8 protein-coding genes and 1 pseudogene are annotated in these 14,129 nt (G+C 62.0%); 3 read left to right on the plus strand and 6 right to left on the minus strand.

The features are described from left to right. Window positions 1-108: 108 nt before the first annotated feature. Together KBI52_RS18255 and KBI52_RS18260 are read right to left on the minus strand one after the other, a co-directional pair. Complete coding sequence (locus KBI52_RS18255) at window positions 109-870, minus strand: DUF72 domain-containing protein (protein WP_259060550.1); 762 nt, start codon at window positions 868-870, stop codon at window positions 109-111. Window positions 871-1,382: 512 nt separating this feature from the next. Beyond that, on the minus strand, window positions 1,383-2,090 hold the full coding sequence (locus KBI52_RS18260) for a L,D-transpeptidase (protein ID WP_173947326.1): 708 nt from the start codon (window positions 2,088-2,090) through the stop codon (window positions 1,383-1,385). Window positions 2,091-2,782: 692 nt separating this feature from the next. Between KBI52_RS18260 and KBI52_RS18265 the strand changes: the two genes are divergently transcribed. Then, window positions 2,783-5,899 (plus strand): PAS domain S-box protein, encoded by a 3,117-nt coding sequence (locus KBI52_RS18265; RefSeq protein ID WP_247654484.1) that lies wholly within the window; start codon window positions 2,783-2,785, stop codon window positions 5,897-5,899. Window positions 5,900-5,950: 51 nt separating this feature from the next. On the opposite strand, the gene KBI52_RS18270 is transcribed toward KBI52_RS18265, so the two are convergent. Together KBI52_RS18270 and KBI52_RS18275 are read right to left on the minus strand one after the other, a co-directional pair. Next, on the minus strand, window positions 5,951-6,589 hold the full coding sequence (locus KBI52_RS18270; protein WP_210809720.1) for a hypothetical protein: 639 nt from the start codon (window positions 6,587-6,589) through the stop codon (window positions 5,951-5,953). Between the two features lie 31 nt (window positions 6,590-6,620). Continuing rightward, window positions 6,621-8,015, minus strand: coding sequence for a selenium-binding family protein (locus tag KBI52_RS18275; RefSeq protein ID WP_173947329.1), 1,395 nt, complete (start codon window positions 8,013-8,015; stop codon window positions 6,621-6,623). Window positions 8,016-8,356: 341 nt separating this feature from the next. Here KBI52_RS18275 and KBI52_RS33040 point away from each other — a divergent pair. Beyond that, window positions 8,357-8,596: pseudogene (locus tag KBI52_RS33040) on the plus strand (MBL fold metallo-hydrolase); the annotation flags it as partial. Window positions 8,597-8,968: 372 nt separating this feature from the next. Here the strand turns inward: KBI52_RS33040 and KBI52_RS18280 are convergent. Then, window positions 8,969-10,789 carry a PAS domain S-box protein gene (locus KBI52_RS18280; RefSeq protein ID WP_210809731.1) on the minus strand — a complete coding sequence of 607 codons (1,821 nt, stop codon included), beginning with the start codon at window positions 10,787-10,789 and terminating at the stop codon, window positions 8,969-8,971. A 312-nt stretch (window positions 10,790-11,101) separates the two neighbouring features. Then, a complete protein-coding gene (locus tag KBI52_RS18285) occupies window positions 11,102-12,058 on the minus strand; it encodes a transcriptional regulator (protein WP_173947331.1) in 957 nt (318 codons plus the stop codon). Window positions 12,059-12,217: 159 nt separating this feature from the next. Here KBI52_RS18285 and KBI52_RS18290 point away from each other — a divergent pair, with 159 nt between their 5' ends. Then, window positions 12,218-14,110 carry an ABC transporter substrate-binding protein gene (locus tag KBI52_RS18290; protein ID WP_173947332.1) on the plus strand — a complete coding sequence of 631 codons (1,893 nt, stop codon included), beginning with the start codon at window positions 12,218-12,220 and terminating at the stop codon, window positions 14,108-14,110. Window positions 14,111-14,129 lie beyond the last annotated feature (19 nt).

Below are 14,129 nucleotides of genomic sequence, written 5' to 3' on the forward strand. Positions count from 1 at the left end.
TCCGCCGCAAGTGCCCGGGTGCGATCTTCGTTCGGTCATTATACGGATGCTGCGGAACTCAAGGGGATCATAGGGGCTGTCGACCAAAGGCTTCGATCCGGGAGACGGTTAGCCGGCTTGCACCAGCCTCCTCGTCTTTACGGCATCATCGGTCGCCGCGCCGGCCGCTGTGTTGTCGAAGATGCACCAGGTTTGAGCGCCCGCGGCGGCATCACTCGTCAGCACCTTCGCAAGGGCTTCACGATACTCCGCGTTGTAGGCCGAGTAGTAGATGCGCGGCGAGCCATGGAGGCGATAGTACGACAGCCCACGCCATCCGCCGGGCTCGTCGGCGCCGACAACCGGTGCTGGGTCGGCCGCCACGCGGGCGATCCGAAGCTCGACAAGCAGAGACTCGACCTCCCGTGTGAACCAGGAGCCATGTCGCGGCTCGCAGACGACGCCACCCTCGGTCCGGCTCCTCAAGTCCCGCAAAAAATGGTCTGTGATATCTGGCTGGAACCTCAGGCTCGGGGGCATCTGAACCAGCAGCGGACCAAGCTTGGGTCCAAGGCCGTCAGCCTCTGACAGAAACCGATCCAGCAGGTCGCCCACGCCCCTCAGGCGGCGCTCGTGGGTGATGGCCTTCGGGACCTTCACGGCGAAGCGGAAGTCCTCCGGCACCGACGCCGCCCAGCGCTCATAGGTGGCTCGCCGATGCGGGCGATAGAACGAGGAGTTGATCTCTACCGCATTGAAGACGGCGCCATAGCGCTCCAGGTGGGATCCCTTCGCCGGAAAAAGAACTGCATGCACCTTCGGAATGCTCCAGGACGCGGTGCCGATCCTCACTGTGCCGGCGCTGTGGTCGCTGCAGGAACGGCGGGTCACGGTCGTTATGCGGTCTGAGCCGGAAAGATCCTGCATGCCACTTCATGTGCAAAGCGAACTGGAGCCTCGCCCAGTATGGGACCCGCTGCGAGGCCCTGTCCTCAGGAAGCGTTGCTGTGCCAACGCAGGATGCCGGTAGGGCGTTCCACCCAGCTGTGCAGACTGCGGCAGTGGCTCTTGCGTCATATCGCCTGGATCCCCATATCAGGCTGACCCAGCGGACATTGTTGTGGACTTCGACGGGGGCGGGCGTCACCGCCAGCGTCGATGAGCCCGTGTCAGGACGGATGTAATCCGGCACGAGCTGTTCCTGTGCTTGCCTGACGATGCCGGCGCCCGTCTGGACCCGATCAGCCCAGGCCCGTAGTGCGCGAGGCGGAGATGCGAAGGCATCCTGTCCGTTCGCCCCGGAGCCTGGGCTTTTACCGTTTGAAGGAACGGTTCGCTTGTAGAGTGCCGTTGGGCCAGGATGACGGCAGCTGGCCGCTCTCGACTCGTGCCGGGTGCCGTTGCTACGCCGGCAGGACGACTACCTTCGTCTTGACCGGCGTCCTTGAATAGAGGTGGATCATGTCCTGACTGAGCAGGCCGACGCACCCGCTCGTAATGCCTGTTCCGATCGATTCGGCATCGCTGCTGGCATAGATCGTATAGAGCGTATATGCGCCGTTCTGATAGAGATAGAGCGTGCGGGCCCCGAGCGGATTGTCGAGGCCGCCGGGCATGCCGCCGGCGTACTTGGCCGCCTCCGGTTGGCGCCGAATCATCTCTTTTGGGGGAGTCCAGGTCGCCCATTCGCCCTTGCGCCCGACATAGGCGTCACCGCTCCATCGGAACCCGTCGCGGCCGACATTGGCGCCATAGCGGGTGGCATATCCGTCGTCCTCGATACGGTAGACGTAGTAATTAGCGGGGTCGACGATGATGGTACCGGGCGCCTCTTTGGTGTCGTAGCGTACGGTTTTGCGATAATATTTCGGATCGACTTTGCTGACGTCGACCGCCGGGATCGGGAATTTCTCGTCGGGCACCGGTCCGTAGACCTTCGAAGCCTCGGCGAAGCTCATGCCGTCGGAGGTCACGCAGCCGGCCAGCCCCACCGCGCCCACGCTGACCGCCGAGCCGATCAGAAACGACCTGCGGTTCAGAAGCGTCACCCGCCCGCGTAAAGCGACGTCGTCGACCCCTCCGGCATTGGCATTCCCACCGTCCGTGATCATGATTTGGTCGCTCCCCATGTCCTAAAGCCTGACAGGACAATATCCCGACAGACACCCGCTGAAGGCCTAAGCTGAGCTGACATTGCCGCCACACGTCCAGATTGGCAAGCCCGACCGGCGCCGGAGAAAGGGAGCGGTTTCTCCTGTCTAGGGAAGATACGGCCAAGGTTCAACTATGCAAGTGAGAAACCCGTGTGCTTCGGCGAAGAGATCCCAGGGTGCAGTTTACATTCCCGCCCGCCTTTGCTCAGGCCTAGCTGGCGACCTCCTGCCGCAGGGCCTTTTCCGGTGGTCGAGTTCTCGAAGGAGTGGCGGTGATAGCGCAGCCCTGCCGCATTGAAGAGACCCTCAACAGCCTGCTGCTTTGGTGGAGCTGAGGGCTGGCCGGGGTCACAAAGCGTCACCTACCTTCTGGTTTGTCCAGATCATGAAAATCCCCACAGCCCGAAACGTTTCGCACAGGCCTCCTGTCGGCAGCAAGGTTGTCCCCGGCCGGTATCGCCGTGCTTGTCACCCCACCTGGGCTGCGTTGCCGCGCCTCGATGAACTGGACAGGCGCAAACAGGGATGCTTGCAATTCTCCCAGGAGATCTTTGATAGGTTGCCCAGCGAGGCGCCTGCAGCCCCCGACTTTCTCTCTCGCGGTGGTGAAATGGGCGCGGATGCGCGCGCATGATTGGTCAACCTCGCCGTTGGGTGAGCCTCGCACCTGGCCGTATTCCCTGCGCGCCCTGGTGCGCCTGATGCTCAACGCCAAGCAGGCGATGTTCATCGCCTGGGGACCGGACCTCGCCTTTCTCTACAATGACGATTACGCGCCGATCTTCGGCGCCAAGCACCCTCATGCCTTGGGTCGGCCGTTCAACGAAGTCTGGTCCGATATCTGGGAGCAGATCCAGGCTCTGGTCGACAGCACCCTAGCTGGCCGGGCGGTCGGGCAGGAGGATCTCCTGATCCCCATGGAGCGGAACGGCCACCGCGAGGATGCCTGGTTCAGCTTCTCCTACAATCCTGTATGGGAGGATACCGACACCATTGCCGGCATGTTCTGCGCCTGTACGGAAACCACCGACAAGGTGCGGGCCGAGCGACGGGTCGCCAGTGAACGCGAACGGTTGCGCGAGCTGTTCCATCAGGCGCCCGGCTTCATGGCGATGCTCACGGGCCCCGATCACACGTTTGAGATGGTCAACACCTCCTACTACCAGCTCGTGGGCCACCGCGACATTGTGGGCAAGCCTGCGCTGGAAGCTCTGCCGGAGGTCATGGACCAAGGGTTCAAGGGGATCCTCGATACCGTCTACCGTACCGGCGAGACGTTCGTCGGGAACGGCATCCCGATCATGCTCAAGCGGGCCCCCAAAGCGAAGCCCGAAAAGCGTTTCGTCAACTTCGTGTATCAGCCGGTCCGGGACAGCCATGGACACGTCTTCGGGATCTTCGCCGAACGCAGCGATGTAACCGAGGCGAAACAGACGGAAGAGCGGCTGCGTGCCAATGAGGCACAGCTCTGGGCCATCTTTGCGCAGGCCCCTGTCGGCCTGTCGGAGGTCGGCGCTGATGGGCGTTTTGTCCAGGTCAACGACGAGCTCTGTCGCATTTTGGGACGCTCCCGTGAGGACGTGCTCGGCCGCAGCGTTTCCGATGTCACACATCCGGACGACATTCCACCGAGTCTCGCTGCGGTTGCGCGTGCGGTGGAGACGGGGGAGCCCGCCTCGTTCGACAAGCGCTACGTTCGTCCCGACGGCGCCGTCATGTGGGCCAACAGCAACATCACGCGCCTGAACGTCTCCGACGAGCGGCCCGGCAGCCTGCTCGTGGTCACGATTGATCTCACGGCACGGCGGCACGCGGAAGCGGCCCTTCGAGAGAGCGAGGCCTGGTTTCAAGCGATTGCCAATTCGATCGACCAGATGATCTGGTCCACTCGGGCCGATGGGTGCTACGACTTCTTCAATCAGCGCTGGTACGACTTTACCGGCATACCCGAGGGTTCGACCGACGGCGACGTATTGTCGGACCTCTTCCATCCGGAAGATCAGGAGCCTATGAGAGCTGTGTGGCGCCATTCTTTGGCGACGGGCGAACCGTACCGGGGCGAATACCGGCTGCGCCACCGCTCCGGGCACTTCCGGTGGGTGCTCGGCCGCGCGCAGCCGGTCCGAGAGGAGAGCGTCCGGATTGCGCGTTGGTTCGGCACCTATACCGACATCCAGGAGATTGTCGAGGCCCGCGAGGTTCTCACCCGTTCGCGTGAGGAACTGGAGCATGAAATCGCCGAGCGCACGGCCGAGCGCGATCGTATCTGGCAAAACTCGAACGAACTCATGGGCGTGTTCGGGTTCGATGGTCGGCGGCGCGCCGTTAATCCCTCGTGGCAGCGGGTGCTGGGTGCGGTAGCCCTTGAGGGGCTGGTTCGGGGCGAGCGCCTCGTTGATTTCGAGGACCGCCTCAGGCACGCGGACGGTAGCTATCGGGTGATCTCGTGGACGGGGGTTCCGGGGGACGGGGTGTTCTACGGCATCGGCCGTGACGTTACGGAATACCGTCGGGCCGAGGACGCGCTGCGGCAGGCGCAGAAGATGGAGGCGGTGGGGCAGCTCACTGGAGGCGTGGCGCACGACCTCAACAACCTGCTCACCATCGTGCGCTCCTCCATCGAGTTCCTGCGGCGGCCGAACCTCCCGGAGGAGCGGCGGATCCGCTACATCGACGCGATCGCCGACACGGTCGACCGTGCCTCCAAGCTCACCGGGCAGCTGCTGGCCTTCGCACGGCGGCAGGCGCTCAAGCCGGAAGTGTTCGACGTGTCGGAGCGCATCCGCGCTGTCATCGACATGCTGCGTACCATCGTGGGTTCGCGCATTCGGATCGTGATCGACATCGCCTGCGAACATTGCTTCGTGGAAGCCGACGTCACGCAGTTCGAGACCGCGCTCGTGAACATGGCAGTGAATGCTCGGGACGCCATGGACGGCGAGGGTACCTTGAGGGTGCGTGTTGACTCCGTCTCCAGCATGCCCGCAATCCGGAGGCACGCGGGTGGACCCGGCCGGTTCGTGGCCGTGTCGATCGGCGATACCGGCGTGGGTATTCCTAATAGGCTCGGCCATATCTTCGAGCTCTTCTTCACCACCAAAGAGGTCGGTCGGGGGACCGGACTGGGCCTCAGCCAAGTCTATGGGTTTGCCAAACAGTCCGGAGGCGATGTGGCCGTCGAGAGCATGGTCGGGCAGGGCACTTCGTTTACGTTGTATCTGCCGCGAACCGCAAGGGGCATCGCGCCCGACGCAGAGGGTGACCGGCGGGGGAGCCGCTACGAGGAGGAAGGCCGGGGCTGCCGGGTTCTGCTGGTCGAGGACAATCTCGAGGTTGGTCGGTTCTCAACGCAGCTTCTCCTGGATCTCGGCTACGAGACCACCTGGGCGGCTCATGCGGGCGAGGCCCTCAAGCTGCTGGATGAGGATATTTCCCGTTTCGATGTGGTCTTTTCGGACGTGGTGATGCCCGGCATGAGCGGGATCGAGCTGGGGCGGGAAATCCGACGGCGCTATCCTGGTCTTCCAGTGGTGCTGACTTCCGGCTACAGCCATGTTCTGGCCGAGGAAGGGCGTCGCGGCTTCGAGTTGCTGCAGAAGCCCTATGCGGTCGACGAGGTCTCGCGGATGCTGCACCGGGTGACCCGCCGCAGACCGGCTATCCTTTTGCATGTGCTCGCACTTGACCTTGTCGCGGCGGTTTTGGCTCAGCCGCGAGGTAGACCGCATGTCGGCATCCAGATCTGTTTGAAGCGGAAGGAGTCATGAGCGTCCGTGTCCGCGTCGGTGCTTGTCGATGGGACCCTTCGAGGCATGGCATCATGTGGCCAGGAGAAAAATGCCGCCACCTGCAAGGACAGCACTCCAGACGACATCCAGGTTGATCCAGCCCCGTCTGAGGAAGGCGAGCCCTTGGTCATAGACGATCAGGCTGACGGCTCCGATCACCGCCAGCATGGCTCCAGTATGTACGGCGAGCGCTGCAACGGAGATCGGGAGGGAGGTAGAGGTCGTGAGCTCGCTGTCCACGCCGGAGGACATGCACAGCGACAGGAGCGCCGGGATCAGCATGAAGCCCGCCCCGTGAGCGCTGGCCATCATGAAGGACCACACAGTCAGGCCGGCCAATCCTGTCTGCATCCCGATGCGGACAGGGGTGCGATGGCTGGCGATGATATGCGTGGCCGCCCAAACCAACAGAAGGATCCCGGCGCAGCGGCCGAGGAGTGTCGCGTCCAGAACCGTTCCGAAGAGGATCGTCGCCAACAGGACGATCCCCACCGCTGCAGCATGGCCGAGAGCGATGGGCGCAAGGGCCAGAACCACAAGCGACCGGCTTTGCCGATGAAGTCCAAGCGCCACGGCAAACAGCCAGCCCATGGCAGGGTTCAGGCCGTGAAAGGCGCCGAGCCCGGCAAGGGCCAGCCAGGACCAAAGGGTGGACGACAGCGTATTCATTCCCGGTCGCGTGCCAGTGGCGTTGCGCCTCTCATGGATAACAGTAGGAATCCGACGAGCAATCGCCTCCTTCGAGACGGACCTGATGCGGCCGGTGCCCCTTGGGCCATTCGATGAAGAAGTCCTCGTCGAACGAGATGCCGCCCTCCAGATCCGCGTTCAACTTCACCATCCAGCCCTCGAAGCCGCGGTGATAGAACTGCTGATCGATCGGGCCGTAGAGCGAGTTGGTGAAATATACCCGCCGCCCGTCACGGCTGATCTCGACCATCTGAGGTCCGCCCGTCAGATGCCCGTTTGCCGCCTTGGGATGAGTCGCGCGCGAGACGATCCCGCCGATCCGCACCTTGCCGGTGAGCCGGGGGTTCAACGGGTCGGATACGTCATACTGCTGGAGATCGCCCGTACCCCAGCAGGACACGTAGAGAAATCGGTCGTCCATGGTGAGGTCGATGTCGGTCACGAGCGGCGGCACGGCGCCGAAGCCCTTCAACATGTCGGGCAGGTCGTCCGGGTTGGCGGGCTCGGCCGGGATGGTGATGATCTTTTTGACTGCCCAGTGATCGCCCTCTCGATACCAGGTCCAGATCGATGATGAGAGATCCTTGAGGCTGATCACGCAGTTGACGAACCCATAGGCCTTCGTCGGATTGTGCGCCGGGCGGAGCTCGAACACGAGCTGATGCTCTTCACCAAAGTCGATTGCCTGGAGGTGCTTGCGTTTCAGCAGGTCCCAGAAATGCAGGCGGCGTCCGTAGCGCGAACCGAGCAGGATCTCGGGAACAAGGCCGTTCTCGAAGGTGTCGGGCGTGCCCCACTCACTGGTCACCAGCGTGTCGTATCCCAGATGCCACCAGCCGTCGTAAGCAAGCTGTTGCGGCCCTCGGTCGACTTCCCAGCGCCCGAGCGGTTCGAAGCTCTCGTGATCCATGATGAAGATGCCGCCGGGTGCCTTTCCCTCCGCATTGCCAAGGGCCGTGACATAGATGCCATCCGGCCCGCAATGCACCGTGTGCGGCCGGGTGTAGCCGGTCCGTTCGGCCAGCACCTCAGGCTCGATCACCTTCACAATGGTGGGATTGCGCGGGTCAGGCTTCGTATCGAGAATATGAATGCGCGACGAGCGCAGTCCAGGCACCACGAGGTAGCGGCGCTCTACATGAGGGTGAGGCATGTTGGGGCATAGGCAGGACGAACAGGCATTCCAACCGAAATGGTGCAGTTCGTCACCCGTATTGGGCATGGCCACCGACCCGACGATCCGGGCGTAGGACGGTGAAGCCGGGTCGAGATCGACGACGGCGATGCCGTCGGGCTGCTGCCGGTCCGGGTCGAACATGGCCACGTAGGCCAGGGTCTCGGGCGGGGCTTTTTGGGCCAGGCGCGGGGATGGATAGAAACTGGAATCGGGCTGCCAACGCGTCACGACACCCTCCCTGATCGCCCCCTAGGCCCACGGTAAGTGTCTCTATTCTTGTGCTGACATCCGCATCATATCCGATTGTCCAGCTTATGTCGCGTCTCACCGGCTGGTCCCATCAGATCCTGACTGTCAGGCCCCCTTTAGAACCGATCAAATGGGGATAAATTCTCGCTAGATATGGGGCTTGCCCATGATCGGGTCGGTGTCGGTAGATGACGCTGCGGGTGGGGTCATGATCGCTGCCGTTCCGCCGATTTGGCATGGATCAAACCTAAGCGCTCCGAGCAGGTGTACCAAGGTGCGATCCTCACCGCACGAAGCTTTCTCGTATCCAGGAGGGTCCCTTGTCGCTTCGCCCTCATTTCCATGGCGCTGCCCGCACCGTAACCGGCTCCTGCTGGAGACGGAGACGGGCCGCGTTCTGGTCGACCGCGGCATGTTCCAAGGTTTCGAAGGAGGAGAGTAATCTCAACTCCAATCACTTCCCATTCCGCGCCGCTGGGATCGGTGCTCTCTGCCTCACCCATGCGCATATCGACCACAGCGGCCTTGTGCCGAAGCTCGTGAAGGCCGGCTTCGGTGGCCTGCCTACGCAACGCGCCGGTGGTATCTGACATCATCTCAAGGCTTGGCTCTGACGGGACGAAGCCACGGTTCTCTTCGTAGGCCTCCAGGCGCAGGGCACGCTAGGTGGTATCGGTTGCGCCGGGGGAATCCCGCCGGGCGAAGGAGGGTCGATGATGAGGCGCCTCACGCTCACCTGCCTTGCCCTTGCCTGCACCTCGACGATGCCCGTCGCAAAATCGAGCCGGGCGCAGCGCGGGTTCACGTTTGCGCAGGCGAATTGCTCACAATGCCATGCCCTCGGCCGCGTGGGGGGAGAGCTCCGCTCGGGAGGCGCCAAACAGAAGCGGGTTGCCATACTCAATATCTGTGGGCCCGCAGAGAGGCTGCTGTTAGGCGAGGGGAGCATCCACGGTGCAGATGACGCCGGTCTGCGGGAACTCGATCCGGGTGGTGCCTCCAAGATCTTGAGACAGGCTCCGCTCGATGAGGCGGGAGCCGAACCCACGCCGCGACGGCGGCCGAACGGCAGGGCCTCCGCGCTCCTCCCATCTCAGATGGAGGCGTGGCTCAGACCGGGTTGCCTGCACGCTCCAGGCGATCCTGATCGCTCCCGTTTCATTCGACAGAGCCCCATACTTGACCGCATTGGTGGCCAGCTCCTGCAGAGCCATCGCCAGCGCCAGGGCCGTGCGGGGCGGAACGCGAACCCGTGAGCCTGCCAGGTGCAAACGGTCCTCTCCACGGCTGGAATAGGGGGCGACGGCCTGCTCGACGATATCGTACAGATCCGCCCCCTCCCAATTCTCGCGGGTGAGAACGTCATGGGCGCGCGACAGGGCAAACAGGCGCGCCTCGAGCGCCTCCTTGGCCTGATCCGTACTCTCGGCGTTGCGCAGCGTCTGTGAGGCAACCGACTGGACCGTTGCCAGCGTGTTCTTCACCCGGTGGTTCAGCTCGTTGATGAGCAGGCTCTGGTGCTCTTCCGCGACCCGACGGCCGTGAATGTCGATGGACACCCCGAACCAGCGGACGATCTCACCGGTTCGGAGATCCCGGTAGGGCTCGGCCCGAACGAGGAACCAGCGATATTCACCCTCCTTCGAGCGGATCCGATGCTCGACCTCGAACACACCACCCGTGCGTCTCGCTTCCTCGTAGGCTTGCATCGTTACGGCTTCGTCATCCGCATGCACGAAGTCCAGGGCAGTCTGAGCTGCGGTCGTCGGCCCGTTGACTGCTCCGGTGTAGAGAAACCATTGCCGATTGAAGAACTCAGCATTGCCTTCGGCGTCGGTGATCCAGATGATCTGCGGCACTGCGTCGGCCATCAGCCGCAGCCGCTCCTCGCTCTCACGAAGGCGCTCTTCGGACTCCACCTGTTCCGTGATGTCACCATAGAACACCGCCAGACCGTCGCCGACAGGGTAGGCATGCATGGAGATCCAGCTCACCCGACCGTGAGGCCAGACATAGCGATGCCTCATGTTGACGGGCACCCGGGTTGCCATTGCGCGCCGGAACATCTCGCCCAAGGCCGGATCAGCATCCGGGTGGGCTTCCCAGTGGGTCTTGCCGATCACCTCGTCGCGCGGGCGGCCCTCAAGGCGCAACGCCTCGGCGTTCATGTCGACGATCCGGAAATCCTTGTCGAGAAGCGCCAGACTTTCGCCCATGCCGTCGAGCACGCCACGAAGCCGCGTTTCGCTCTCGCGAAGGGCGGCCTCCGTCTTCACCCGGTCGCTTGTTTCCACCACGACCGCGAGCACGCCTCCAGGCCTGCCGCTCTCATCGATCACAGGGCTATAGTCGAGGTTCATCCAAACCCGCTCGGGGACGCCCTTGCGGTAGAGGGTCAGCTCCTCATCCCGGTAGGAGAGTGTGCCGCCGGCCATGCCGACCCGCATCACATTGGCGTTGAAGTCCGCCACTTCCGCCCAGCCTTCGAGAACCTTCGAACCGAGCAGGCGCGGATGCCGGCCGGCGGCGAACACCGTATAGGCGTCGTTGTAGATCATGATGCCATCGGGCCCCCAGAGAAGCACCATTGGGACGGGCGACCGCAGCATCAGCGCGACCGTGGTCTTCAGGCTTTGCGGCCAGCTGGGAATCGGGCCGAGCGACGTCTCGGACCAGTCATAGCTGCGGATCAAGGCCCCTGTCTCACCTCCATCCTGGAGGAAGTCGAACTGTTGCGGTGTCCTGCTATCCATTGTGCCGCTCCGGGATCCCCGAAGCCTTGCGCTCCCAACGTTGGTGCTGAGAGCGATCAGAGCCTCGGGAGAGATCGGCGCTAACGGTCAGACAACAAGCAAGCTCCATGCCAATGGGAGCGGATGTTGCGTAGTCCGGCCTGAGGCCTACGCGTTGGGGTGACGGCGAGAGCATGGGCTTGAATGATCGCTTCGAATGGAGAGGCTTGCATCCTTTCTAGCGCCTTCTCAGGACACAGCAATGGTGCGTTGCAACATTTAGGCCCCGACCACAATCCACCTTAGTCCGTCCGTCTCTCTGCGGTTGGCAAATTACGGCAAAGCGCCAGGCTTCTCTTTCAGGTGAATTCGCATAACGATATCCTGGTCGTAGTTCCCGAACCCACGACCGAAGATGTTGATGCCGCCAGGGTGCCGAGCCGTATCGTCGATCCCGATTCGAAGGCGAATTCCATGGTGCTTATCGAGTTCCAACTTGTCGAGCGTCACGTCGGATATCTGAACATCGTTGACCGATGTCCCGCTTCGGCTGATCTGCCAGGTGACCAGCTTGCCGTATTGCGAGCCTTCCAGCTTCCACCATTGCGGCGTGTAGAGCCCGCGTTTGTCGCCGAAATCACTCGGCGAGATCCAGCTTCCCACCTTCACATTGTTGATCCAGAGACTGATGTCCGAGGGCCAGTCCAGACTCGTGCCCGGAACTTCGGACGATAGTTCCATGACGAACTCAAGCCTGTCGATCTTGGCGCCAAGAACCTTGCCGTTGTTGGGAAACTTGTACTCGACGAAGCCTCGTCTGAACCAGATCAGCGACGCATTCATGCGGTGTGGGTCGAGGAAGAGGTCGGGCACATCAAGGACGCCGAGAACGCTCTCCGTCGAGCAGAGCCCACACGGAGCGCTCACATCGCAGCTTGTATAAAGCCCGATGGGCATGGAAACCTCGATGTGGTCCTTGCTCTTGAGTGGATCCTGATCGTCAAACCGGATGATGATCTCGTCATAACGGATCGAGCAGATTTTCTGCTGGCCTTTGGACGCCTTGATCGTCTCCGTTTCGATAAGCCCGGCACGCTCGAGAACTTGAACGTGGGTTGCGATCGTGGATTGAGGTAGATCCAGAGCATCGCTGATCTCGTTCACATTCAGTGGCCCTCGTGCCCGCAGAAGCTTGAGGATCCGAATGCGGCCCGGTGAGGCGATCCCCCGCAATGTCTCAGAGCTCTCCTCGGCGACCAGGGTCAGGAATTTTCGTTTGAATGCCGACATGCGGTCGCTCAGCTCAAGGGTTATAGACGGCGTTCCGCCCTCTCAGTGAGCCTCATATGTATCGAAAGTTTCGATATGTATCAATGCTACTGTTGACCGATGCCAGAAACTCGGGGCTAACTAAGAAAAAAGATAATAATCAAACCTGGAGGAGCGCCAATGCGAATTCTGCGCATGCTTACCGTTGCCACTGGTCTGGCCCTGGCAGCGACCACCGCACTGTCCCAAACCAACGTCCCGGGTGTACCGCGAAACGAGACGATCATCCTCGAGAATCCCGAGGGGACGATCAAGAACCCTGGATGGTTTAACATCTGGACCATCAATGCCGGCGGGCAATACACCGGACTGCATCAACTCGCGCTTGATACGCTCTGGTACATCGATCCCGAGCGGGGGCTGGACGGGGTCTGGGAGAATTCCCTTGCCGCCGAGAAGCCGATCTACAATGCAGATTTCACCGAGATGACGGTCAAGCTGCGTCCGGGAATCTACTGGAGCGACGGCGTAGAGTTCACGGCCGACGATCTCATCTACACGGTCGAGACCCAAATCAAGAATCCCGGCATGCGCTGGAGTGCTCTGCTGGGGCTGAATGTCGAGAGCGTGTCGTCGCCCGAGCCGTGGACGGTTCGGTTCAAGCTGAAGAAGCCGAACTCGCGATTCCACTCGCTCTTCACTGTCAGGTTCAATGCAATCTGGATGATGCCGAAGCATGTCTTCGAGAAGGCGGCCGATCCCCAGAGGTTCGATTTCAATCCACCGGTTTCACTCGGCGCCTATAAGCTTCACAGCTTCGACCCCGATGGGAAATGGTACATCTGGCAGAAGCGCGACGACTGGCAGCGCACCACGCTCGGTCGTTACGGCGAGCCTGGGCCGAAATATGCGGCCTATATCGATCCGGGTCCTCCTGACAAACGCGTGATCGCTCAGCTCAACCATAACCTGGACGTCGTGCATGACATCGCGCCCGAGGGCATGTTCACCCTGACCAAGCAGTCACCAAGCCTCAAGACGTGGTTCCCGAACTTCCCGTTCGCCCACCCTGACCCGACCCTTCCGTCCGTGATCTTCAACATGCAGAACCCTGCGTTCCAGAACAAGGACGTGCGGTGGGCTCTGGCTCTCCTGATCGATATCAAGGCAGTCTCGATGGCGTCCTATCGCGGAGCGGCAACGCTTTCCCCGATCGGAATTCCGCCGACCGGAACTCATCCGGACGATTACCACATCCCGCTCCAGGAGTGGCTTGCGTCGTACGAGATCGACACGGGCAAAAGCAAGGTCAAGCCGTACGATCCGAACATCGGGAACCAAATCGCCGATATGCTGCGTCCCACGATGAAGGAGCAGATCCCGACCGATCCTGCGGAGATCAGAAAAGCCTTCGGCTACGGCTGGTGGAAGCCGAACCCGCAGGCGGCCACCGAGCTCCTCGAAAAGGCCGGTTACACGAAACGCGGCAATGCCTGGTACACGCCCGATGGCAAGCCGTTCTCCATCAAGCTCATGGTCGAGGGCGATTCCCGCCCGATCCTGACCCGAGCCGGGACCATGATCGTGCAGCAGTGGCGTCAATTCGGCATCGATGCGAAGACGGAGGTCGCCCAGGGCACCACGATGCTCGACCGACGTATCGCCGGCGACTTCGAGACGCTGATTTCCTGGAGCGTCGAAACCTACGGCGGCCATCCTGACCTGTCGTTTTTCCTCGATAGCTGGCACTCCCAGTTCGTCGCAGCGCCGGGCAAGACGCAATCTCCTCGCAACTGGCAGCGCTGGAGCAATCCGGACCTCGACAAGATCATCGAGGAGGTGCGCCGGATCTCCTTCGACGACAAGAGGACGGTCGAACTCGGCCGCGATTACGCGAAGCTCATCGTTCGCGAGATGCCGATCATTCCGCTGATGGCCTACAATGTCTTCACGGCCATGGATGAGACCTACTGGACGGGATATCCGACGGCAGAGAATCCCTATGCCAACCCCGTGCCGAACTGGGGCAACTCCCGCTCGATGATGGTGAGGCTGAAGCCCAAGCAGCAGTAGCGCTCCGACATCTCCTTCA

This window comes from Microvirga sp. HBU67558, from assembly GCF_018069605.1.
GTDB classification, from domain to species: Bacteria; Pseudomonadota; Alphaproteobacteria; order Rhizobiales; family Beijerinckiaceae; genus Microvirga; species Microvirga terrae.

Bases quoted from the DNA above. Each gene is read 5' to 3' on its own strand.
- KBI52_RS18260 (WP_173947326.1), bottom strand. From the start codon at position 2,090: ATGATCACGGACGGTGGGAATGCCAATGCCGGAGGGGTCGACGACGTC.
- KBI52_RS18270 (WP_210809720.1), bottom strand. From the start codon at position 6,589: ATGAATACGCTGTCGTCCACCCTTTGGTCCTGGCTGGCCCTTGCCGGG.
- KBI52_RS18280 (WP_210809731.1), bottom strand. From the start codon at position 10,789: ATGGATAGCAGGACACCGCAACAGTTCGACTTCCTCCAGGATGGAGGT.
- KBI52_RS18285 (WP_173947331.1), bottom strand. From the start codon at position 12,058: ATGTCGGCATTCAAACGAAAATTCCTGACCCTGGTCGCCGAGGAGAGC.
- KBI52_RS18290 (WP_173947332.1), top strand. From the start codon at position 12,218: ATGCGAATTCTGCGCATGCTTACCGTTGCCACTGGTCTGGCCCTGGCA.